This window comes from Amycolatopsis sp. NBC_00438 (assembly GCF_036026695.1).
GTDB lineage: Bacteria > Actinomycetota > Actinomycetes > Mycobacteriales > Pseudonocardiaceae > Amycolatopsis.
Genome location: NZ_CP107923.1, coordinates 2,488,398 through 2,508,600, shown reverse-complemented (window position 1 = coordinate 2,508,600; position 20,203 = coordinate 2,488,398). Strand labels below are relative to the sequence as shown.

The 20,203-nt window shown below is 72.9% G+C and carries 20 protein-coding genes; 9 read left to right on the top strand and 11 right to left on the bottom strand.

From position 1 onward, the window contains the following. Nucleotides 1–40: 40 nt before the first annotated feature. Nucleotides 41–1,066: an LLM class F420-dependent oxidoreductase gene (locus OG494_RS11670; RefSeq protein WP_328454795.1), complete on the bottom strand. Its 1,026-nt coding sequence runs from the start codon at nt 1,064–1,066 to the stop codon at nt 41–43. An 8-nt stretch (nt 1,067–1,074) separates the two neighbouring features. Further along, nucleotides 1,075–2,052: an oxygenase MpaB family protein gene (locus tag OG494_RS11665; RefSeq protein ID WP_328454793.1), complete on the bottom strand. Its 978-nt coding sequence runs from the start codon at nt 2,050–2,052 to the stop codon at nt 1,075–1,077. 86 nt (nt 2,053–2,138) lie between these two features. Here OG494_RS11665 and OG494_RS11660 point away from each other — a divergent pair, with 86 nt between their 5' ends. From OG494_RS11660 to OG494_RS11640, 5 genes are all read left to right on the top strand, one after another. Continuing rightward, complete coding sequence (locus OG494_RS11660; RefSeq protein WP_328454791.1) at nt 2,139–2,735, top strand: TetR/AcrR family transcriptional regulator; 597 nt, start codon at nt 2,139–2,141, stop codon at nt 2,733–2,735. A 59-nt stretch (nt 2,736–2,794) separates the two neighbouring features. Next, nucleotides 2,795–3,580: an IclR family transcriptional regulator gene (locus OG494_RS11655; protein ID WP_328454789.1), complete on the top strand. Its 786-nt coding sequence runs from the start codon at nt 2,795–2,797 to the stop codon at nt 3,578–3,580. A gap of 106 nt (nt 3,581–3,686) precedes the next feature. Next, nucleotides 3,687–5,510 (top strand): glycosyl transferase, encoded by a 1,824-nt coding sequence (locus OG494_RS11650; RefSeq protein ID WP_328454787.1) that lies wholly within the window; start codon nt 3,687–3,689, stop codon nt 5,508–5,510. 20 nt (nt 5,511–5,530) lie between these two features. Beyond that, nucleotides 5,531–6,394, top strand: a complete 864-nt coding sequence (locus OG494_RS11645; protein WP_328454785.1) for a DUF4397 domain-containing protein — start codon at nt 5,531–5,533, stop codon at nt 6,392–6,394. Next, complete coding sequence (locus OG494_RS11640) at nt 6,384–6,980, top strand: class F sortase (RefSeq protein ID WP_328454783.1); 597 nt, start codon at nt 6,384–6,386, stop codon at nt 6,978–6,980. Before OG494_RS11645 ends, OG494_RS11640 begins: the two co-directional genes overlap by 11 nt. 19 nt (nt 6,981–6,999) lie before the next feature. Here OG494_RS11640 and OG494_RS11635 read toward each other — a convergent pair whose 3' ends face one another. From OG494_RS11635 to OG494_RS11605, 7 genes are all read right to left on the bottom strand, one after another. Further along, nucleotides 7,000–8,151 (bottom strand): LLM class flavin-dependent oxidoreductase, encoded by a 1,152-nt coding sequence (locus OG494_RS11635; RefSeq protein ID WP_328454781.1) that lies wholly within the window; start codon nt 8,149–8,151, stop codon nt 7,000–7,002. Continuing rightward, on the bottom strand, nt 8,148–9,164 hold the full coding sequence (locus OG494_RS11630) for an ABC transporter substrate-binding protein (protein WP_328454779.1): 1,017 nt from the start codon (nt 9,162–9,164) through the stop codon (nt 8,148–8,150). The genes OG494_RS11635 and OG494_RS11630 overlap by 4 nt, the downstream gene beginning before the upstream one ends. Further along, nucleotides 9,151–9,870 (bottom strand): ABC transporter ATP-binding protein, encoded by a 720-nt coding sequence (locus OG494_RS11625; RefSeq protein WP_328454778.1) that lies wholly within the window; start codon nt 9,868–9,870, stop codon nt 9,151–9,153. Before OG494_RS11625 ends, OG494_RS11630 begins: the two co-directional genes overlap by 14 nt. Continuing rightward, nucleotides 9,855–10,673, bottom strand: coding sequence for an ABC transporter permease (locus OG494_RS11620; RefSeq protein ID WP_328454776.1), 819 nt, complete (start codon nt 10,671–10,673; stop codon nt 9,855–9,857). The genes OG494_RS11625 and OG494_RS11620 overlap by 16 nt, the downstream gene beginning before the upstream one ends. A 219-nt stretch (nt 10,674–10,892) precedes the next feature. Continuing rightward, nucleotides 10,893–11,603 (bottom strand): MBL fold metallo-hydrolase, encoded by a 711-nt coding sequence (locus OG494_RS11615; protein ID WP_328454774.1) that lies wholly within the window; start codon nt 11,601–11,603, stop codon nt 10,893–10,895. Continuing rightward, nucleotides 11,600–12,727: a PheS-related mystery ligase SrmL gene (gene srmL / locus OG494_RS11610; protein ID WP_328454772.1), complete on the bottom strand. Its 1,128-nt coding sequence runs from the start codon at nt 12,725–12,727 to the stop codon at nt 11,600–11,602. The genes OG494_RS11615 and srmL overlap by 4 nt, the downstream gene beginning before the upstream one ends. A 616-nt stretch (nt 12,728–13,343) precedes the next feature. Then, a complete protein-coding gene (locus tag OG494_RS11605) occupies nt 13,344–13,856 on the bottom strand; it encodes a DinB family protein (protein ID WP_328454770.1) in 513 nt (170 codons plus the stop codon). A 119-nt stretch (nt 13,857–13,975) separates the two neighbouring features. Between OG494_RS11605 and OG494_RS11600 the strand changes: the two genes are divergently transcribed. The 3 genes from OG494_RS11600 (at nt 13,976) to OG494_RS11590 (ending at nt 18,318) form a co-directional block, all read left to right on the top strand. After that, nucleotides 13,976–14,821, top strand: a complete 846-nt coding sequence (locus tag OG494_RS11600; RefSeq protein ID WP_328454768.1) for a hypothetical protein — start codon at nt 13,976–13,978, stop codon at nt 14,819–14,821. A 78-nt stretch (nt 14,822–14,899) separates the two neighbouring features. Then, a complete protein-coding gene (locus tag OG494_RS11595) occupies nt 14,900–16,570 on the top strand; it encodes an ABC transporter ATP-binding protein (RefSeq protein ID WP_328454766.1) in 1,671 nt (556 codons plus the stop codon). Further along, a complete protein-coding gene (locus tag OG494_RS11590; RefSeq protein ID WP_328454764.1) occupies nt 16,567–18,318 on the top strand; it encodes an ABC transporter ATP-binding protein in 1,752 nt (583 codons plus the stop codon). The genes OG494_RS11595 and OG494_RS11590 overlap by 4 nt, the downstream gene beginning before the upstream one ends. A gap of 20 nt (nt 18,319–18,338) precedes the next feature. Here OG494_RS11590 and OG494_RS11585 read toward each other — a convergent pair whose 3' ends face one another. Next, a complete protein-coding gene (locus OG494_RS11585; RefSeq protein WP_328454762.1) occupies nt 18,339–19,211 on the bottom strand; it encodes a LysR family transcriptional regulator in 873 nt (290 codons plus the stop codon). A gap of 95 nt (nt 19,212–19,306) precedes the next feature. Here OG494_RS11585 and OG494_RS11580 point away from each other — a divergent pair, with 95 nt between their 5' ends. Continuing rightward, a complete protein-coding gene (locus tag OG494_RS11580; RefSeq protein ID WP_328454760.1) occupies nt 19,307–19,927 on the top strand; it encodes a dihydrofolate reductase family protein in 621 nt (206 codons plus the stop codon). A 57-nt stretch (nt 19,928–19,984) separates the two neighbouring features. Here the strand turns inward: OG494_RS11580 and OG494_RS11575 are convergent, their stop codons facing one another. After that, on the bottom strand, nt 19,985–20,194 hold the full coding sequence (locus OG494_RS11575; protein WP_328454758.1) for an MbtH family protein: 210 nt from the start codon (nt 20,192–20,194) through the stop codon (nt 19,985–19,987). Nucleotides 20,195–20,203: the final 9 nt, after the last annotated feature.

Here is a 20,203-nt window from a genome sequence, read left to right as displayed (position 1 = left end):
AAAGTGCCGTCAAGCCGCCCGGGCGCCGTCGATTCGCAGGTCAGCCCAGGGCTTCGGCGATCTTCTCCAGGGTCGCCGCGTCCCCGCGCAGCAGCAGCTGGGTGACCACGGTGTCCTCCCACGCCTTCAGCTCTTCGCGGATCTTCGCCGTCGGGCCGACCAGGGAGGTGTCCTCGACGAGCGACGTCGGGATCGCGGCGACGGCTTCTTCCTTGCGGCCCGCGAGGTACAGCTCCTGGACCTTGTCCGCGACGTCCTCGTAGCCCAGCCGTGCGAAGACGTCGTGGTGGAAGTTCACGCTCTTCGCGCCCATGCCGCCGATGTAGAGCGCGAGCGACGGCTTGATCCAGCTCGCCGCCTCCTCGACGTCGTCGTGGACGATCACCGGGACCGACGCGGGCACCTCGAACGTCTCCAGCGTGCGCCGCGCGCCCGGTCGCGCGAAGCCCTCTTCGAGCGCCGCCTTGTAGAAGTCGTTGCTCTTGGGCGAAAAGAACAGCGGGAGCCAGCCGTCGCAGATCTCGGCGGCGAGCGCGACGTTCTTCGGGCCCTCCGCGGCGAGGTGGATGGGGACGTCGGCCCGCAGCGGGTGCACCGTCGGCTTGAGCGGCTTGCCCAGCCCGGCCCCGCCCTTCAGCGGGAGCTGGAAGTGCTGCCCGTCCAGCGTCACCGGCGCCTCGCGGGCCAGCACCTGCCGCACGATGTCGACGTACTCCCGGGTCCGCGCGAGGGGTTTCGGGTACGGCTGGCCGTACCAGCCTTCGACGACCTGCGGGCCGGACGCGCCGAGCCCGAGCACGAACCGGCCACCCGACAGGTGGTCCAGGGTCAGCGCGCTCATCGCCGTCGCGGTCGGCGTGCGCGCGGCCATCTGGACGATGTTGGTGCCGAGCCGGATCCGGCTCGTGGACGAGCCCCACCAGGCCAGCGGCGTGAACGCGTCCGAGCCGTAGGCCTCCGCCGTCCACACCGAGTCGAAGCCGAGCTCCTCGGCCTTGAGGACCGCCTCCAGCGCACCCGGGGTCGGCCCGCTGCCCCAGTACCCGACGTGGAATCCCAGCTTCACGAATCCTCCTAGATGTTCGGCGCGTAGTGCTCGGGTTTGCCGCGTTCGGACAGCGGCGGCAGGTTCCTGGGTGGAGTCTCGACCACGGCGGCGTCCGGAGCCACCTCGCCGCGGACGCGGCGCCAGCCCGCCCGGGCCCGCGGGTGGTAGCGGCGGTCGTGCGGGACGAGCTGGAACACGGCGTTGATCAGCTTCCCCACCCGACGGTGGCGGCGCGCGTCGCGGTCGGACCAGCGCAGGCCGAGCAGGTCGCGGATCTCGCGGTCGTACAGCCCGGTCGTCAGCCAGGCGAAGGTGCGCGCGACCAGCACGCTCACCGGCCGCCAGAGCGCGTCCGGCAGCCACGGCAGGAACGGCGGCTTCGCGATCCCGGTGAGGTCGAGGACGTCCCGGGTGGCCTTGTTGTCCTCCAGGACCTCGGTGCACATGTGCTTCCAGTAGCGCTGGAAGTCCTCCCAGCTCTCCGGCACCGGCCGCATGCTCATGTCGTACATCCGCCACCAGGTGACGTGGTCGTCGAACAGCCGCCGCTTCTCCGCCTCGCCGATGCCGCCCATGAAGTGGTCGGCGATGAGGATCGTGCTGACGAAGAACGTCGAGTGCGCCCAGTAGTAGGTGTCGGGGTCGAGCGCGTGATACCGGCGGCCGCGCGCGTCGATCCCCTTGATCCGGTCGTGGTAGCCGCGGACTTCCAGGGCGGTTTGCCGCGCGCGCGGGCCGTCGTAGACGACCCCGCCGATCGGGTAGAGCGAGCGGAAGAGCCGCTGCCAGCGCTCCTCGAAGAACCGCGAGTGCTGCTCGACGCCCGCGCCCAGGCCCGGGTGCATGTTCTGCATCGACCCGGCCCACAGCGCGATCAGCAGGCCACGCCAGTCGCCGAAGTACTTCCAGGTCAGCGAGTCGGGGCCCAGCGGCTCTGTGACATTCGGGGCTCCGCCCCGAGCCGGGGGCTTCGCCACCCGGACCCCCTCAAAGCGTTTAGGCATCGGCGGCTCCTCGTCGAGTCTCGAACTGACTACGGCTGTTGTCAGGCTAGGATCTGACAACACACGTAGTCAACCGAGGAGCGGATATGCCGGGCCGGACCTGGGCGGGCACGACGCTGGACGACCGGAAGGCGCTCCGGCGCGAGCAGCTCGTCGCCGCGGGCCTCGAGCTGCTGGGCACCGAAGGCTCGGCCGCCACCAGCGTGCGCGCGGTCTGCCGGCACGCGAAGCTCACCGAGCGCTACTTCTACGAGAGCTTCGCCGACCGCGAGGAGCTCGTCGCGGCGGTCTACGAGCACGTCGGTGAACAGGCGCGCCAAGCCCTCGTCGACGCCGTGCGGGACGCGCCGAACCCGACACTGCGGGCCGAGAACGCCGTGCGCGCGTTCGTCGAGCTGATCGTCGACGACCCCCGCAAGGGCCGGATCCTGCTGCTCGCCCCGCTGACCGACCCCGCGCTCACCCGGCGCGGCCTGCACCTGCTGCCGGTGTTCGCCGCCGTCGTCGGCGAACAGCTCTCCCGCGGCGACGAAACCGAACGGCAGCTGGTCGCCGTCGGGCTGGTGGGCGCGCTGAGCAACGTCTTCATCGCCTACCTCGACGGCTCGCTGAAGGTCTCGCGCGAGCGGCTCGTCGCCCACTGCGTGAAACTCGTGCTCGGCGCCGACGACCTGGCCCGCTGACGCCACCGGCCTCACCTCCGCCGGCTGACAGTCCCGCGAAGATCGGGCACACTCAACCCATGCGTACCGCTGGGCGGAACGACGGCGCGAGCGGCGACGGTCTCGTCGCGGCCCGCCTCGCCGCGCTCCTCGAGGCCTTCCGGCCGGGCGACGAGTCACTCGGCGTGTCCGAGCTGGCCCGCCGGACCGGGCTGGCGAAGACGACCGTGCACCGGCTCGTCGGCCACCTCGCCGAGACCGGCCTGCTGACGCGCGAAGACGGCGCCGTCCGGCTCGGGCTGCGGCTGTTCGAAATCGGCCAACTGGCTTCACCCCGCAGAGGACTCGTCGAAGCGGCCCGGCCGTACCTCGCGGATCTGCGCGAGGCGACGCGCAACACCGTCCACCTCGCGATCCTGGAAGGCACCGAAGTCGTCTACCTCGACGTCCTGCGCGGGCCGGACGCGCCGACCCTGCCGTCGCGCATCGGCGGCCGGTTTCCCGCGCACGCCACCGGCGTCGGCAAGGCGATCCTCGCGTTTTCCGCGGAATCCGTCGTGAGTCAGGTCATCGACGCCGGATTACCCCGGATGAGCCCGAAAACGATCACCGCGCCCGGGCTGCTCCGGCGCCAGCTCACCCGGATCCGCGAAGACGGGATCGCGTTGGAGCGGGAGGAATCGGGGGTCGGCGTCGTGTGCGCGGCCAGCCCGCTGCTCGACGCGCGCGGCGTCGCGGTGGCGGCCGTGTCGATTTCGGGCTGGGCCAACCGGATGCGGACCGAACGGGTTGCCCCCGCCGTCCGCACGGTCGCACTCGCGTTGACCCGGACGCTTTCCGGATCCACTCCGGACAGTCGGAAATAATCCTGCCGCACAAGGGTTTTTGATCATCAAGACGATCTCTAGGCCGTCCGGATGACGTGACCCTCCCGAGCTGGACGGGTGATCCGCAGCGGCTACGATCCGTCCAATGGCCCAGCACAGCTGGGGGACGACGTTCTCGGGCCGCTCCCCCGCGACCCTCTCCGAGCAGCCCGGCGCGCGCCCCTCGGCCGCGCACCGCCTGCTGTCCCTCGACATCGTGCTCGCGTTGCTGGCCCTGGCCGGCGGCCTGCGCGTGCTCTACCTGGCCGCGGCGGCGCCGGCTCTGCCGTCCGAAGCGGCGACCGTCGCGCACGCCTACGCGCTCGGCCACCTCACGCCGTTCACCGACGCCGGTGGCGCCGGGCTCAGCCGGTTCGGCGGGCTGCAGCTGTCCGCCTACACGATGGTCTCCGACGCGTTCGGCCGCTCGGCCACGGCGCTGGCGGCGGTCCGCGAGACGATGCTCGTGGCCGCGGTCGTCGGCACGATCCTGCTCTGGTTCCTGGCCCGCCGCCTCGGCCTGACGCGCTGGGCCGCCACCGCGGCGGTGCTGCTGGTCGCGGTGTCACCCCTGGCGCTGGGGCTGCAGCGGCTGGTCGTCGTCGAGCACCTGGCGGCCGTGTGGGCACTGGGCGCGCTCGTGCTGATCACCACCCCCGAAGCCAAGGTCCGCCACGACGTCCTGGCCGCGGTGTGCCTGCTGGCGGCCGTGCTCACCTCTCCCCTGGCGCTGTTCCTGCTGCCCGCCGCCGGCTGGCTGCTCGTGCGCCGGTCGCCGACCCGGGCCGCGCTGGTGGCCGTGCTGCTCAACCTCGGGCTGGGCGTCGCGTTCGGCCCGGCCGCCGCCGTGCTGCGGCCCCATCTCGCCGCCGCGGGGCACCCGACCGTCGCCGACTGGGTGGCCCTGGACCCGGCGTGGGCGGTGCTGTCGAGCTTCGCGCTCGTCGCCGCGCTCGCGGTCGCCGCGCTGCGGCCGTTCGCCGTGTCCGGCCTGCTGCTCGTCGGGATGCTGCTCGTCCCGGGGGTGCCCGACACGGCGGTGCTCGCCCTCCTGCTGCCGGTGACCCCGCTGCTGGTGGCCGGGGTCGCCCAGGTCCTCACCCGGCAACGCCGGGCCGCGCACCACGCCCGGTCCGGCGGCCGGACCGGGCTCGTCGTCGCCGGCACCGTCTTCGTCCTGGTGGTCGGCGTCGGCTGGGCGTACGGGTTCACCGGGCTGAAGCCGTCCCCCGACCGCAGCGGGCCGCTGACCGACGCGCAGGGATGGTTGCGGGACAACGCTTCCGGTGCCCGGCTGCTCGTCGACGACGCAGCCTGGGCCGAGTTCGCGAACGCGGGCTGGCCCACCGGCATGATGGCCGCGCCCGCCGCCTGCGCGGCCGTCTGCCCGACCGCCGAGTGGGCGGTCTTCACCGGGGACGCCACCGGCCTCCGGCAGCGCTACCCCGCCCTCGACGGCGCCTTGACCGACGCCGGGACGGTCGCGTTGTTCGGCTCCGGCGACCAGCGCGTGACGGTCTCCCGCCTCGACCTGCCGCCGGCCGACCCGGGCGCGTCGACCGAGGACTCGGCCCGGGCCCACGCCGGGGCCGCGCTGGCCGCGTCCACCCGGATCGCCCTCAGCCAGGACGCAGCCGCCGTACTGCGCGCGGGCCGCGTCGACCCCCGGCTGATCGCCACGATCGCCGCGCTGGCCGCCCTGCAGCCGGTGCGGATCACGGCGTTCCCCGAAGTACCCGGCGAAGAATCCGCCGGACAGCCCCGCCGCCGCGTGCAGTTCACCGGCGGCGAGGACGGCGTGGCCGCGTTCTACACCGGCCAGCGCGACCTGTTCCGCCCCGCATCCGTCGCCCGGACCCGCGACGGTGTGCTCGTCACCTACCCGTTGTTCGCACCCTCGGGACTGCTGGTCCCGTTCTCCTCTCCCTAGAACCCCCGAAAGGTCCCGTCATGCGCACCAGGCTCCTGCTCAGACCCGCCGGGCTGATCGCCGCGGCCCTGCTGACCGGCGCGCTGACGCCCCTGCCCGCGTCGGCCGCCGCGACCACGCCGGGTCCCGGTGTCGGCTGGATCCGGGTCGGGCACCTCTCCCCGAAGGTGCCGCCCGTGGACATCTACTTCGCGCCGTTCGGGCAGGCCGAGAAGGTCGTCATCCGCAAGGCCGGCTACGGCGCGGTCACCCCGTACTCGTCGCTCGCCCCCGGCAAGTACACCCTCTCGATGCGCGCGGCCGACGCCGCCTCGACCACCCCGCCCGCGCTGTCGGCCACCATCGACGTCGCCGAGCGCAACGCCTACTCCCTGCTGGTCTTCGCGAACGGCCCGGACGGCACGCTGCACGGCCAGCTCGTCACCGACGACCTGACCCCGCCCGGGCCGGGCCAGGGCCGGGTCCGCGTCGTCGAAGGGTCCGCGGCCATCGCGCCGGTCAGCGTCGACGGCCCGCAGGGCATGGCGATCGCCAAGGACGCGGCGTACGGCATGACGTCGAACTACGTCGAAGTCCCGCAGGGACGCTGGCCGCTGCAGCTGAGCGGCGGCTCGGTGAAGTCGACGGCCGACGTCGACGTGAAGGCCGGGACGTCCACGACCCTGCTGGTCACCGAGGACGGCGGGGCGCTCAAGGCGAACGCGATCTCCGACGGCGCCTCGCTGCCCGACCCGCCGAAGTTCGGCGTCGAGACCGGCGGTGGCGGTACGGCGCCGGTCTCGACCGGCACGCCGTTCTGGCCGGCGGCGTCGGCTGTGGCACTCCTGGCCGCGCTCGCGGCGTGGCCCGTGCTGCGGCGACGCCGGGCGGCTCGTGCGCGCTGACCTGGGCGTACTGCTCGTCGCGGTGCTGGTGGCCGCGGGCTGCTCGACGGCGGCCCCGGCCACCCCGCCGCCGACGGTGACGTCGTCCTCCACCCCGGCGGCCGCGGCCGGGCCGCAGCCGCTGCCGACGGCGGCCGAAGTACGCCCGGTGCACTTGCAGATCCCGGCGATCGCCGTCGACGCGCCCGCGCTCGTCCCGCTCGGGCTCGGCCCCGACCACCAGCTCGAGGCGCCCGCGAAGTTCGAGGACGTCGGCTGGTACGCCGCCGGCCCGGTGCCGGGCGACCCCGGCCCCGCGGTGATCGCCGCGCACGTCGACTCGCGGGCCGGCCCGGCGCCGTTCTTCCGGCTGCGCGAGCTGAAAGGCGGCGACGAAGTGTTCGTCACCCGGTCCGACGGCCAGGAGACGCGGTTCGTCGTGGACCGCGTCCAGCGCTACCCGAAGAACGCCTTCCCCACCGACGCGGTCTACGGGCCCGCGCCGGGCAGCGCGCTGCGGCTGATCACCTGCGGCGGCAGTTTCGACGCGGCCAAACGCTCCTACCGCGACAACATCGTCGTCTACGCCTCGACCAGCTGGAGCTAGGGGCTGGCTCCGGTAGTGCCTAAAGCGCGGCGACGTTGCGTTCGGGGTGGGACGGCCGGTGCAGCGCCGGGACGCCGGCCAGCAGGCCGCGCCGGGCCAGCTCCGGCCGGACACCGTCGCCGAACCAGTACGCCTCCTCCAGGTGCGGGTAGCCGGACAGCACGAACTCGCTGACGCCGACCGAGTGGTACTCCTCGATCAGGTCGGCGACCTCGCTGTGGCTGCCGACCAGCGCGGTGCCCGCGCCGCCGCGGACCAGGCCGACGCCGGCCCACAGGTTCGGGTGGATCTCCAGGCCGCGGACACCACCGTCGGTGCGGCCGCCGTGCAGCGCGACCATCCGCTGCTGCCCGACGGACTCGCTCGCGGCCAGCTGCGCCTGCGCCTTCGCGACCTGCTCCGGGCTCAGCGCGTCGAGCAGCTTCTGCGCCTCCGCCCACGCCTCGGCCGACGTGTCGCGCGAGATCGTGTGCAGCCGGACGCCGAACCGGACGTCCCGGTCACCCGCCAGCGCGCGCACCTTGGCGATCTTCTCCGCCACCTGCGCGGGCGGCTCGCCCCAGGTCAGGTAGACGTCGGCGTGCTTCGCGGCGACCGGCAGCGCGGCCGGGGACGAGCCGCCGAAGTAGATCGGCGGCACCGGGTCCGGCGCGGCCAGTGTCGTCGCGCCTTCGACCTTCAGGTGCTCACCTTCGAAGGTGAACGGCTTCCCGGACCACACGCCGCGGACGATCGTCAGGAACTCGTCGGTGCGCGCGTACCGGGCGTCGTGGTCGTGCCAGTCACCGAACCGGCGCTGCTCGACCGCGTCGCCGCCGGTGACGATGTTCAGCAGCACCCGGCCGTTCGACAGGCGCTGGAACGTGCCCGCCATCTGCGCGGCGAGCGTCGGCGAGATGACGCCGGGACGGAAGGCGACCAGGAACTTCAGCTTGGTCGTCTCGCGGATCAGCGCGGCCGTGGAGAGCCAGGCGTCCTCGCACCACGTGCCGGTCGGCGTCAGCACGCCTTCGAAACCCTGCCGCTCGGCCGCGCGGGCCACCTGGGCGAGGTAGTCGAGATCGGGGTCGCGCTGCGCCGCCGGACCGGCGGACCGGTTGGCGTGGAAGCGTTCCACGATCGTGCGGCCGTCGCCGCTGGTGGGCAGGAACCAGTGCAGCCTGATGCTCATCCGATACTCCTAGCTGTCTCCAGGTCCGGACCGAACCGCCGGTCGGCGTACGCGGCGAAGTCCACCTTCCCCGGCAGAGTCTTGTCGTCGGTGAAGGCGTCCGCGAGCTGTTGCTCCGATTGCACGATCGAGTCGTCCAGCGGAGTCGGCAGGTCCCGGCCGGCGTCGACGGCCTTCTGGGCCACCTCGAGCTTCAGCCCGGTCTCCTTGGCCCACGCCGCCGCCCACTCCGGACGGTGCGCGTCGGCCCACTTCTGCGCCTTGACCACGCGGACCACGAAGTCCCGGATGGCCGAGTTCTTGCCGGGGTCGGCCAGCGCCGCGGTGCTCGCGGTCTGGAAGCTCAGGCCGTTGGAGGCGCCCCGGCCGTCGGCCAGCACCCGCGCCTTGGCCTCGATCTGGGCTTGCGCGGTGTAGGGGTCCCAGATCGCCCACGCGTCGATCGTGTGCTGGGTGAACGCGGCGTAGGCCTCGGCCGGCTGCAGGAACGTCACCTTGATGTCCTTGGTCGACAGTCCGGCGTTGTGCAGCGTGTTCAGCAGCTGACCGTGGGCGGAGCTGCCCTTCGCGACGCCGACCGTCTTGCCTTTCAGGGACGCGACGTCCTTCAGCGGTGAGTCGTCCGGGACCAGGATCGCCTCGCGTTCGACGTTGCTCTTCGAGACGCTCACGACGGCGATCTTCGCCTTCGCGGCGGCGGCGAAGATCGGCGGCGTGTTGCCGACGCGGCCGATGTCGATCGCCCCGGCCGACGCCGCCTCGAGCAGCGGCGGGCCGGAGGTGAACGTCGACCACTCGACCTTGTACGGCAGGTTGTCGAGCCCTTTCGCGGCGGTGAGCAGCGACTTCACGCCGCCCTTCTGGTCACCGACCTTGAGCGTCACCTTCGCCAGGTCGGCCGCGCTCACCGGCGGCGGCACAGCGGCCGGTCCGGGGTTCGCACCGGTGGCCGAGCCGCACCCGGCCACCGCCAGCGCCGCCGCGATCGCCGCGATTCCCTTATACAGACGCATCTTCGGTCACTCCCAGGTCCGCCAGCACGCGGCGGCGGACGTCGATGTGGTCGGCGGGGTTGCGTGGCCGGGAGCCGCCCGGCCGGTGTTCGGCGACGATGCGGCCGCCGTCCAGGACCAGGACCCGGTCGGCGAGCAGGAGGGCCTCGTCGACGTCGTGGGTCACCAGCAGCACCCCCGGCCGGTGCCGGCGCCAGAGGTCTTCGACCAGCCGGTGCATGGCGATCCGGGTGAGCGCGTCGAGGGCGCCGAAGGGCTCGTCGAGCAGCAGCAGGTCCGGCTCGCGCACCAGGGCACGGGCCAGCGACACGCGCTGGGCCTCGCCACCGGAGAGGGTCAGCGGCCAGTCGTCGGCGTGCTCACCGAGGTGCACCTCGGCCAGCGCTTTGTCGGCCAGCGCGCGGTTGCGCGACTTCGAGACGCCGTCCTGCCGCAGGCCGAGCACGACGTTGCGCCAGACCTTCCGCCACGGCAGCAGCCGCGGCTGCTGGAAGGCGACCGAGACGGTGCCGTGGACGTCGGCCTGCCCTTCGACGGCACCATCGAGGCCCGCCAGCACCCGCAGCAGCGTCGACTTGCCGGAGCCGCTGCGGCCCAGCAGGGCGACGAACTCGCCGCGGCCGATGGTCAGGTCGAGTCCATTGAGGACGGTCCGGTCACCGAACCGCTTGGTCAGGTTCGCGACGTCCGCTACCGGGTTCGCCACCGCAGCACCTTCCGTTCCAGCAGCCGGACCAGCGCGTCGGTGACCAGGCCGAGCAGGGCGTAGAGGATGAGGCCGACGACCACGACGTCGGTGCGCAGGAACTCCCGCGCGTTGTTGATGAGGTAGCCGACACCGGCGTCGGCGTTGACGGTTTCGCCGACGATCAGCGCGAGCCACGCCAGGCCGAGCGACTGCCGCAGCCCGACGAGCGCCTGCGGGAGCGCGCCGGGCAGCACGACGTGCCAGAGCCGTTCCGCGCGGCTGAACCCGAGCGCCCGCGAGGCTTCCACGAGGTTCGGGTCCGCGCCGAGGATTCCCGAGTGGACGTTCAGGTAGAGTGGGAAGGCCACGCCGAGCGCGACCAGCACGATCTTCGTCTCCTCGCCGATGCCGAACCACAGGATGAACAGCGGGATCAGGCCGAGGAACGGCAGCGTGCGCAGCATCTGCACCGGCGGGTCGACGAGCGCTTCGCCCCAGCGCGACAGCCCGGAGACGATGCCGAGGACGACCCCGACGATCGCGCCGATGGCGAACCCCGCGCCGACGCGGCCGAGCGAAACGACGAACGCGTCGCCGAGTTCGCCGCTGCGCGCCACTTCCACGCCGGCCTGCAGGACCGTCCACGGGGAACTGAGCTTGTCGGGCGGCAGCAGGCCGGTGCCGCTGGCGATCTGCCAGACGGCGACGAGCACCACCGGGCTGATCCACCGGCGCAGGTCGATCCGGCGCCGGATCTTGCGGGGTGGCCGTTCGACGGCCGGTTCGGCGCGCGCCAGCACGCCCGTGGTGGAAATCGACACGGATTTCTCCCGGGGACTTCGGTGTTCGGGCTTCAGCGCGGAATCAGGCGAGCGGACACGCCGCGCTCGCCTGCCGTCGGAGGTCGACGTGCAGGCGGGCGACGAGGAGTGCGCCGTGATGCATGGTCCCGAGCTTCGAGCCACGAACGGGTGAAGTCAATCCGTGGACACCGGCTCCCAGTCCGTGAAATCCGGTCGTATCAGTGGGTGGAACGGCGATCAGCCGCCGAACATGACCTTCCACTCGTCGAGCGAGCGCGGCCGGTAGACGAAGTTGGTGCGCTTGACGTCCGAAAGCGCGGCCGACGCTTCGGCCGAGTACTGGTGGCCCGGGTAGACGACCGGGTCGCCGGCCAGCCCGGCGAGGGCCTGCAGGCTGCGGTAGATCTCCTCGGCGTCCCCGCCGGGGAAGTCGGTGCGACCGCAGCCTTCGAGGAACAGCGTGTCACCGGAGACGAGCTTGTCCTCGACGAGGAAGCACTGGCTGCCCGGTGTGTGCCCGGGCGTGTGCAGCAGCCGGATCGGGATGGAGCCGACCTCGAGGACGTCGTCGTGGTCGTGCGCGCACAGGTCGGTCGCCGACACGCCGGTGACCCGCCGCACCCACTCGGTCTCGGCGCCGTTGACGTGGATCGGCACCTGCTCGACGGCGAGCAGTTCGGCGATCCCGGGCAGTGAGAAGCCCATCATCTCGCCGCCGACGTGGTCCGGGTGGTGGTGGGTGGCGAGCACCCCGGTGAGCCGCATCCCGTCCGCCGCGAGCACGTCCAGCAGATCCCGCACGGCGTAGGCCGGGTCGACGATCACCGCGTCGCCGGTCTCGCGGTCGCCGATCAGGTAGGCGAAGTTCACCATCTGCGTCGCCACCGGGTCCCCGACCGCGAAGTCGCGGCCGGCCAGGAGCTGCCGGAAGTAGAGCCGATCCGTCATGGGCCCACCCTACGGGGTCGCTCCGCGGCCCACTGGTGGACGCCGCCCCGGTGCAGGGCGGCGTGAACGCGGTCGCGCAGGACGTTGGCCTCGGCATCCGAAAGCGTCGAGCCCATCGGGCGGAGTACCAGCCGTACCAGCAGGTTCTTCTGGTCTCTGCCGGCACCCAGGCGTGCCAGCGCCTGCGATGGCAGGTCCGCGCACGGCGTCGCCCGCAGGATTTCGACCGACTCGACGACGTCCGCGTCCGGACCCAGCGCGTCGCGGACGCGGTCGCCGAGGTCTTCCGCGAGGTCGTCCGCCGCGACGGCGATCGAGAGGTCGCGGCGGACCGGCGGCAGCAGCGACACCGGGCGGTACGGCTCGAGGTCGAGCAGCTGCGCGGCGACCGCGGATTCGGCCGAGCGCAGCAGCCGGATGTCCGGGATGCCCTTGAGCAGCATCAGCATCCGGTCGAGGCCCAGTCCGAGGGCGAGCCCCGACCAGCCGTCGCCGAGCCCGGCGCGGGCCAGCACCGCGGGCGCGGCCAGTCCGCATTCGGCGACCTCCACCCAGGCGCCGTCGTGCTCGACGTCGAGCTGCGCACCGTCCACTGTGTACGGATGCCGCCGGTCGTCCAGCCGCCACCGGCGGCCCGGGAGGAGCGTGCCGAGCAGTGCGCCGACCTGTTCTTCGAGGTCGGCCCGGCCCATCGGGCGGCGCGTGATCCGCCACAGGTCGAGCTGGTGCGGCGTGCCGCTGTGCAGCCGGTCGATGCTGTCGCGCCGGTAGACGACACCCGGGCAGACGAGCAGGACGTCGCCGGCCGGGTTCGCGGCCAACGCCCGCAACGCCGCCGGGATCAGCGCGCTGGAGTGGCTGCGCAGCATGCGATCCGCGTCGAGGTAGCGGGTGTAGCGCGCGTCGCGGGTGACGTCGGCCGGGGCGTAGCCGAGGTTGTCGTAGTTGTCGGCGACGGTGACCACCCGATCGCCCGGCCACCGCCGGACGGCGCTCACTCCGGCAAGCGCGTCGACGGCGCGGTCGACGACGAGCTGGATCGCGTGCGGCCCGGCGGCCGGATCGGTCAGATCCCGGACGGCGAGGTCCCGGGCGAGCTGGGCGGGGGTGAGAGTGGTGGGCATGACGGGACCTCCGAGATGAGCGGGGCGACAAGGGGCGGCTGCTCCCCCTGGCCCGGACACCCGGTGAGGCCGGCACACCTCCACGCGCTCGCAGCTCGCCTCGATCACCCGAAGGGCGCGACGGGACAAACTGATCCGCTCAAGCAGCGCGATCAACCGTGACCACTCAGCACACCGCACGGATCAAGCCGCACTGATCATGCCGAGCCGTCAGGCGCGGCCGACCGCGGACGTGGCACCGAAACCCCACTGGCACCGGTGAAGGGCCAGGGGGCCGGTAAATCGGCGGTACTCCGCGACGACGGCCACTCACCCACGCTAACCCGCGTGTCACCCGATTTTCACTCGCCCACCCCCTCCTCGGCACGGTCCCGCGCCCCGGGTTCCACTCGCCCTTCACCATCGCCCAGCGCCGGCGGGTCAGCCGGTTTCATTCCCCGACCTCCCCCTCGTCGGCCGCTACCGCGCCCCGGGTTCCACTCGCCCCCTTCACCCTCGCCCAGCGCCGCCGGATCAGCCGGTTTCATCCCCCGACCTCCCCCTCGTCGGCCGCTCCCACGCCCCGGGTTTCACTCGCCCCCTTCACCCTCGCTCGAGGCCGCGCGTCACCCGACTTTCACTCGCCCACCTCGCCATCGGCCAGTTCGCGCAGGACGTCCAGGTGTCCCACGTGCCGCGCCGTCTCCTGGATGACGTGTGCCAGTACCCACCGCACCGTGAACTCCGACCGCCGCCGCGTGCGGTCGTCGGGGCCGAGGCCGCTCAGCGCCTTCTCCACCCGGCCCCACTCCGCCTTGTACGCCGCGACCACCGACGCCGGTGTGTCGTCCTCGGTCAGGTCCCAGCTCGGATCCGGGGTGCCCGCCCACAGCGACGGCAGGTCCGCGCCGCCCGCCTCGATGGCCAGCCACCAGCGCTCGACCGCTGTCAGGTGCTTCAGGACACCCAGCGCGCTCATCCGCGGTGACGTCGGCAGCGGTGTCGCCGCGGCTTGCAAGCGGGTCAGCCCGGCGACCTTGTTCACCGCCGTGGCGCGGAGGAACTGCAGGAAGTCCAGCTGCAGGCGCAGTTCGTCCCAGGCCAGGCGAGCGGGCCAGGACCGGCGCGTTTTCGAACTCGTGTTCGACATGACCGCAACCTAGCGCGAGGGTCCGACATTTTCCGGGGGCCGTGCCAGACTCGTGATCATGAGATCCGGCGAACCCCACGCACAGCGCCCCGAGCCGCGGCGGTCATAGGGTGGGCGACATGTGGTGGGGACTCCTCTGCGCCTTGGGCGCCGCGTGCGCGTACGGCGTCGCATCGGTGATGCAGTCGGTCGCCGCGCGGGCGACCGACACCGGGGCCGACGGCGTCGACCCGAAACTGCTCGTCCGCGTGCTCGGCCAGTGGAAGTTCGTGGTCGGCCTGTCGCTGGACGTCCTCGGGTTCGTCGCGCAGATCGTCGCGCTGCACGTGCTGCCGCTGTTCGTCGTGCAGGCCGCGCTCGCCGCCAGCCTCGCCGTGACCGCCGTCGCCGCACGGTTCCTCGGCGTCCGGCTGGGCAAACGGGAGTGGGGCGCGATCGTCGTCGTGTGCGCCGGCCTCGGCCTGCTCGGCGCGGCCGCCGAAAGCGAGGGCTCGGACCCCGTCGGGCTCGGGTTCCGGCTGGTGCTGATCGGCGCGGTCGTGGTGCTGGCCGGGGCCGGGATCGTCGCCGGGAAGGCGAACCGCCGGGTGCGGACGCCGGCGCTGGGCCTGGTCGCCGGGCTGTGCTTCGGCGTCGTCGCGATCGCCGGGCGGATCATCCCCAGCCTCGCGCCGCTCGACCTGCTCACCGACCCGGCGACCTACACCGTCGCGGCGGCGGGCGGGATGGCGATGCTGTTCTACGCGACGGCGTTGCAGCGCGGCAGCGTCACGACCTCGACCGCGATGATGGTGCTCGGCGAGACGGTGTTCCCGTCACTGGTCGGGGTGCTCGCGCTCGGCGACCGCACCCGGCCCGGGTTTGCTTTGATCGCGATCGCCGGGTTCGTACTGGCCGTGGCCGCCGCGCTCGCGCTGGCCCGGTTCGGCGAACCGGCCACCGACCCCGTCGCGGCCGCGAACTGAGACGAACGCGACCGTTTCCCCGCAAGTGATTTACTTAGACTAGCCTTACCTATCCCACGACAGGACAGGGAGGCGCGGGTGAGCACGACCGGACGGGAAGTCCTCCGCCGTTCGATCGCCGGGCAACGCAGGTCGGTGGCGCTCGCGTCGCTGCTGACCGCATGCCACCAGGGCGGTGAGGCGCTGGTCCCGGTGGTGATCGGCGTCGTGATCGACCAGGCCGTCGCGGGCGGCTCGGTCTGGACCCTGCTCCTCTGGCTGGCGGTGCTGGGCGTGCTCTTCGCCGGCCTGTCGACGAGCTACCGGCTCGGTGCCCGCTCCGGCGAGCGCGCCGCCGAACGCGCCGCCCACGAACTGCGCCTCGACCTCGGCCGCCGGGTGCTGCACCCCGGCGGCGGCGCCGAAGCCGGCAACCTCGCGGGTGAACTGGTGAGCATCGGAACGTCGGACGCGAAGCGCGTCGGCCAGCTCAACGGCGTGCTGCCCTTCGGCGTCGCCGGGCTGGCCGGGCTGCTGGTCAGCGCCGTCGTGCTGCTCACCATGTCGATCCCGCTCGGCCTGCTGGTCCTGCTCGGCACGCCGCCGATGCTCTACCTCGCGCACCTCATCGGGAAGCCCCTCGAGCGCCGCAGCGAAGCCGAGCAGGAGCGGTCCGCGTTCGCGTCCGGGATCGCGACGGACCTCGTCGCCGGCCTGCGTGTGCTCAAGGGTGTCGGCGCCGAGCGCGCGGCCGTCGACCGCTACCGCCGGACCAGCCAGGACTCGCTGAAGGCGACACTCAAGGCGGCCCGCGCCCAGGCCTGGCACAACGGCGCGCTGCTCGCGCTCACCGGCATCTTCATCGCGCTGGTCGCGCTGGTCGGCGGCAACCTCGCCGCGGCAGGCGACATCACCATCGGCGACCTGGTCGCCGCGGTCGGGCTCGCCCAGTACCTGATCACGCCGTTCTCGATCTTCTCGTGGGTCAACGGCGAACTCGCCCAGGGCCGCGCGTCGGCCGGGCGGATCGCCGACGTGCTCAACGCGCCGGCCGCGGTCGGCGAAGGCACCGCGACGCTGCCGGTCCCGGCGCCCGGGCACGTGCGGCTGTCCGCGCTGAGCCGGGGCGCGCTGCGCGACGTCGACTTCGAAGCCCGGCCTGGAGAACTGCTCGGCGTGGTCGCCACCGACCCGGCCGCCGCGACCGACCTGCTCGACTGCCTCGGCCGCGCCGCCGACCCGGCCACCGGCTCGGTGTCGATCGACTCGGTCGACCTGTCCACTGTGGACCCGAGCCGGGTCCGGGAAGTCGTGCTGGTCGCCGCGCACGACGCGGACCTGTTCGCGGGCACCGTCGCCGAGAACGTCGCACCCGGGCTCCGCGTGGCCGAGGCGATGTCCGCGGCCGCCGTCGACGAGGTGGCCAGCGCGCTGCCCGACGGCGTCGCGACCGCCGTCAGCGAACGCGGGAGATCACTGTCCGGCGGGCAACGCCAGCGCGTCGCCCTCGCGCGAGCGCTGGCCGTCGACGCGCCCGTGCTCGTGCTGCACGACCCGACGACCGCGGTCGACACCGTCACCGAGGCCCGCATCGCCGCGGGCCTGGCGCAGCTGCGACGCGGCCGCACGACCATCCTCGTGACCACCAGCCCGGCCCTGCTCGCCGCGACCGACCGGGTCGTGCTGCTCGACGACGGGCGCATCGCCTGCCAGGGCAGTCATGCCGAGCTGGCCGGCCGGGCCGACTACCGGGCGGCGGTGCTGTCATGACCCGGGAACTCCTCCCCGTGGCCGACGGCCCGCGCATCCGCGCCGTCGTCGGCGAGCTGCTCGGCCGGGCCAAGGGCCGCGCCGCGGCCGCGTTCACCACCCTGGTCGTGGCCACCGCGATCGGCCTGCTCACCGCTCCCCTGCTCGGCCGGGTCGTCGACCTCGTCGCGTCGAAGCAGCCGGCGAGCGAGATCGTGACGCCGGTGGTCGCGCTGGTGCTCGTCGCGCTGGCGCAGGCCGTCACGACCGCGCTCGGCGTGTCGATGGTGTCCCGCCTCGGCGAGACGATCCTGGCCGAGCTGCGCGAACGCTTCGTCGAGCGGGCCCTCGGGCTGCCGCTCGAACAGCTGGAGCGCGCCGGGTCCGGCGACCTCACCGCGCGCGTGACGAACGACGTCTCGGTGGTCGCGGAAGGCGTCCGGGAAGCGCTGCCCGAGCTGGGCCGTTCGGTGCTGACGGTGGCGCTCACCCTCGGCGCGCTGGCCGTGCTCGACTGGCGGTTCTTCCTGGCCGCGCTGATCGCCATGCCGATCCAGCTGTGGACCGTGCGCTGGTACGTGCCGCGCGCGAAGCCGTTGTACGCCAGCCAGCGCGAGGCGGTCGGTGCACAACAGCAGCAGTTGCTGGACACCATCGGCGGCGCGAAGACGGTCCGCGCGTTCAGCATGGGCGACGCGCACATCGAGCGGGTGCGCAAGCGCTCCGACAGCGCGGTCGAGCTGGCGCTGCGCGGGATCCGCCTGGTGACGCGGTTCTACGCGCGGCTCAACCTCGCCGAGTTCGTCGGGCTGTCGGCGATCCTGGCGATGGGGTTCCTGCTGGTCGGGGCGGACGCGGTCACGGTCGGCGTCGCGACGGCCGCGGCTCTGTACTTCCACAGCCTGTTCGGGCCGATCACCACCGCCCTGGCCCTGGTCGACGACGCGCAGGCGGCCGCGGCCAGCCTCGCGCGCCTGATCGGCGTCGCCGACCTGCCGCCCGAGGCCCGGCCCGCGCGGCCGGCGCGCCCGGTCGACGCGTCGGTGAAGACGTCGGACATCGGATACTCCTATGTGGACGGTCATCCGGTGCTGCGGGAGATCGACCTGGACGTCGCGCCCGGCGAGCGGGTGGCGCTGGTCGGCGCGAGCGGCGCCGGGAAGACGACGCTGGCCAAGCTGATCGCCGGCATCCACCGGCCGGGCTCCGGCTCGGTCACGCTCGGCGGTGTCGCCCTGGACGAGCTGGGCCCGGAGGCCACGCGCCGCACAGTGGCCCTGATCAGCCAGGAGGTCCACGTCTTCGCCGGGCCGCTGGCCGAGGACCTGCGCCTGGCGCGGCCGTCGGCGTCCGACGACGACCTGCGGGCCGCGCTGACCAAGGTCGGGGCGCTGTCCTGGGCGGAAGCGCTGCCGGAGGGCCTCGCGACGGTCGTCGGCGAAGGCGGCCACCAGCTGACGGTGACGCAGGCCCAGCAGCTCGCCCTGGTCCGCCTGGTGCTGGCCGACCCGCCGATCGCGATCCTCGACGAGGCCACGGCGGAGGCGGGCAGCGCGGGCTCCCGCGTCCTGGAGTCGGCGGCCGCGGCGGCCCTCGAAGGCCGTACCGCGCTGGTCGTCGCCCACCGCCTGACTCAGGCGGCGGCGTCCGACCGGATCGTGGTCCTGGACGCGGGCGCGGTCGTCGAGTCGGGCACCCACGACGAGCTGGTCGCCGCGGACGGCCAGTACGCCAAGCTCTGGGCGGCCTGGTCCGGCCAGCGCGCCTGACGACGCCCGTCAGGCGGTTGTCAGGCGGTTGTCACGGCGGCTTCGGTCAGCGCGTCCAGGACAGCGGCGACGGCCGGCGGGTCGGGCGGGTCGCCGTAGGTCGCGGCGTGGATCCGGCGGCGGAACCCGGTGAGCTCGGTCGTGTGGACGTCCGCCCGGCGGTGCGCCCGCAGCGCGAGGCCAGGCAGGATGGCGACCCCGATCCCGGCGGCGACCAGGGACTGCACGACGACCATGTCGTCGCTGAACGAGCCGATCAGCGGGGTGAAGTCCTCCCGGCGGCACACGGCGTCCAGCTCGGCTCGGCACTGGTCACACCCGCCGATCCAGGCGGAGTCGCGGTGGTTCGCGAGACTGTCGCCGGGGTGGCGGCTGACGAGGTGGATCGTGTCGTCAGCGAGGTGCCGGAGCCGGAAACCCTCCTCCGGCACCGGAACGTCGCCGTGGCCGAAGACGAGGGCGACGTCGATCTCGCCGTGCCTCAGCAGCTGCCGCGCTTCGACCGGGTGCCGGTCGAACAGGCTCAGCTCGAGTCCCGGGTGGGCCCGGGCCAGCAAGCCGGCCGCCGCCGGCACGATCGTGCCGAGAGCAGAGGCGTTGGCGGCCAGACGGACCTTTCCGGCCTGCAGCCCGGCCTGGGCGGCCAGCTCGGTGGTCGCCGCCTCGACCCGTCCGACGATCTCAGCGGCCCGGTCGGCCAGCAGCCGCCCTTCCGGTGTCAGCCGGATTCCCCGGCCGACCCGCTGGACGAGCTTGACGCCGGTGGTCACCTCCAGCCGGGCCAGGTGGTGGCTCACCGATGGCTGCGAATAGTGCAGCTCACGCGCGGCTTCGGTGACCGACTCGTGCCGGGCCACCGCGGCCAGGACCCTGAGGTGGACCAGGTTGAGCATTCATCAAGGATATCAATGAGTCCAGTCCCATTTTGGCATTGGACGTCATGCGTCCGCTCGCCCATGCTGGTGTTCACGCAACGGAAGAGAGAGCGATGACCACAGCGGACGGCACGGTGACGTGCGACCTCACGATCTCGGTCGACGGGTTCGCGGCCGGGCTCAACCAGACCGAGGAGCGCCCGTTCGGCGACGACGGCGGCGACGGCTGGGGCGACAAGCTGCACGCCTGGTTCTCCGAAGGTCCCGAAGCGCACCCGGCCGAGTTCGCCAGGATGCTGACGGCGAAGGCGTTCATCATGGGGCGCAACATGTTCGGCCCGGTGCGCGGCGAGTGGGACCGGCCGTGGCAGGGCTGGTGGGGTGACGACCCGCCGTACCACGGCCCGGTCTTCGTGCTCACGCACCACCCGCGCGATCCACAGCCGATGGCGGGCGGGACCACTTTCCACTTCGTCACCGACGGCATCGACGCCGCGTTCGAGCGCGCCCGCGAAGCGGCCGGGGACGGGAGCATCTCCATCCACGGTGGCGCGACCACCGTCAACCAGTACCTCGCCGCGGGCCTGATCGACGAGCTGCGGATCCACGTCGCGCCGTTCACGCTCGGCGCCGGCACCCGGCTGTTCGACGGCGTCCCGCCGCTGAACCTCGAGCAGGTGGAAGTGCGCGCGGCGGGCTCCGTCACGCACCTGACCTACCGCGTGCTGCGCTGACAGGAAGACGACACGCCGGGAGCCCAGCGGCTCCCGGCGTGTCGTGGTGGGGAAGGGTCAGGCGTCCATGGCGTCGGCCAGGGACTTCGGGCGCATGTCCGTCCAGTTCGCTTCCACGTGGTCCAGGCAGGCCTGGCGGGCCGCGGGGCCGAACGCGGTCGTCCAGCCGGCCGGGACGTCGACGAACTCGGGCCACAGGCTGTGCTGGTTCTCGGCGTTCACGAGGACCAGGTACGTGCCTTCGGGGTCTTCGAACGGATTGGTCATGGTGCGCCT

Coding starts and splice junctions, on each gene's coding strand:
- OG494_RS11600 (WP_328454768.1), top strand. CDS start 13,976: ATGTGGTGGGGACTCCTCTGCGCCTTGGGCGCCGCGTGCGCGTACGGC.
- OG494_RS11650 (WP_328454787.1), top strand. CDS start 3,687: ATGGCCCAGCACAGCTGGGGGACGACGTTCTCGGGCCGCTCCCCCGCG.
- OG494_RS11645 (WP_328454785.1), top strand. CDS start 5,531: ATGCGCACCAGGCTCCTGCTCAGACCCGCCGGGCTGATCGCCGCGGCC.
- OG494_RS11605 (WP_328454770.1), bottom strand. CDS start 13,856: ATGTCGAACACGAGTTCGAAAACGCGCCGGTCCTGGCCCGCTCGCCTG.
- OG494_RS11615 (WP_328454774.1), bottom strand. CDS start 11,603: ATGACGGATCGGCTCTACTTCCGGCAGCTCCTGGCCGGCCGCGACTTC.
- OG494_RS11655 (WP_328454789.1), top strand. CDS start 2,795: ATGCGTACCGCTGGGCGGAACGACGGCGCGAGCGGCGACGGTCTCGTC.
- OG494_RS11630 (WP_328454779.1), bottom strand. CDS start 9,164: ATGCGTCTGTATAAGGGAATCGCGGCGATCGCGGCGGCGCTGGCGGTG.
- OG494_RS11665 (WP_328454793.1), bottom strand. CDS start 2,052: ATGCCTAAACGCTTTGAGGGGGTCCGGGTGGCGAAGCCCCCGGCTCGG.
- OG494_RS11635 (WP_328454781.1), bottom strand. CDS start 8,151: ATGAGCATCAGGCTGCACTGGTTCCTGCCCACCAGCGGCGACGGCCGC.
- OG494_RS11580 (WP_328454760.1), top strand. CDS start 19,307: ATGACCACAGCGGACGGCACGGTGACGTGCGACCTCACGATCTCGGTC.
- OG494_RS11660 (WP_328454791.1), top strand. CDS start 2,139: ATGCCGGGCCGGACCTGGGCGGGCACGACGCTGGACGACCGGAAGGCG.
- srmL (WP_328454772.1), bottom strand. CDS start 12,727: ATGCCCACCACTCTCACCCCCGCCCAGCTCGCCCGGGACCTCGCCGTC.
- OG494_RS11585 (WP_328454762.1), bottom strand. CDS start 19,211: ATGCTCAACCTGGTCCACCTCAGGGTCCTGGCCGCGGTGGCCCGGCAC.
- OG494_RS11575 (WP_328454758.1), bottom strand. CDS start 20,194: ATGACCAATCCGTTCGAAGACCCCGAAGGCACGTACCTGGTCCTCGTG.
- OG494_RS11590 (WP_328454764.1), top strand. CDS start 16,567: ATGACCCGGGAACTCCTCCCCGTGGCCGACGGCCCGCGCATCCGCGCC.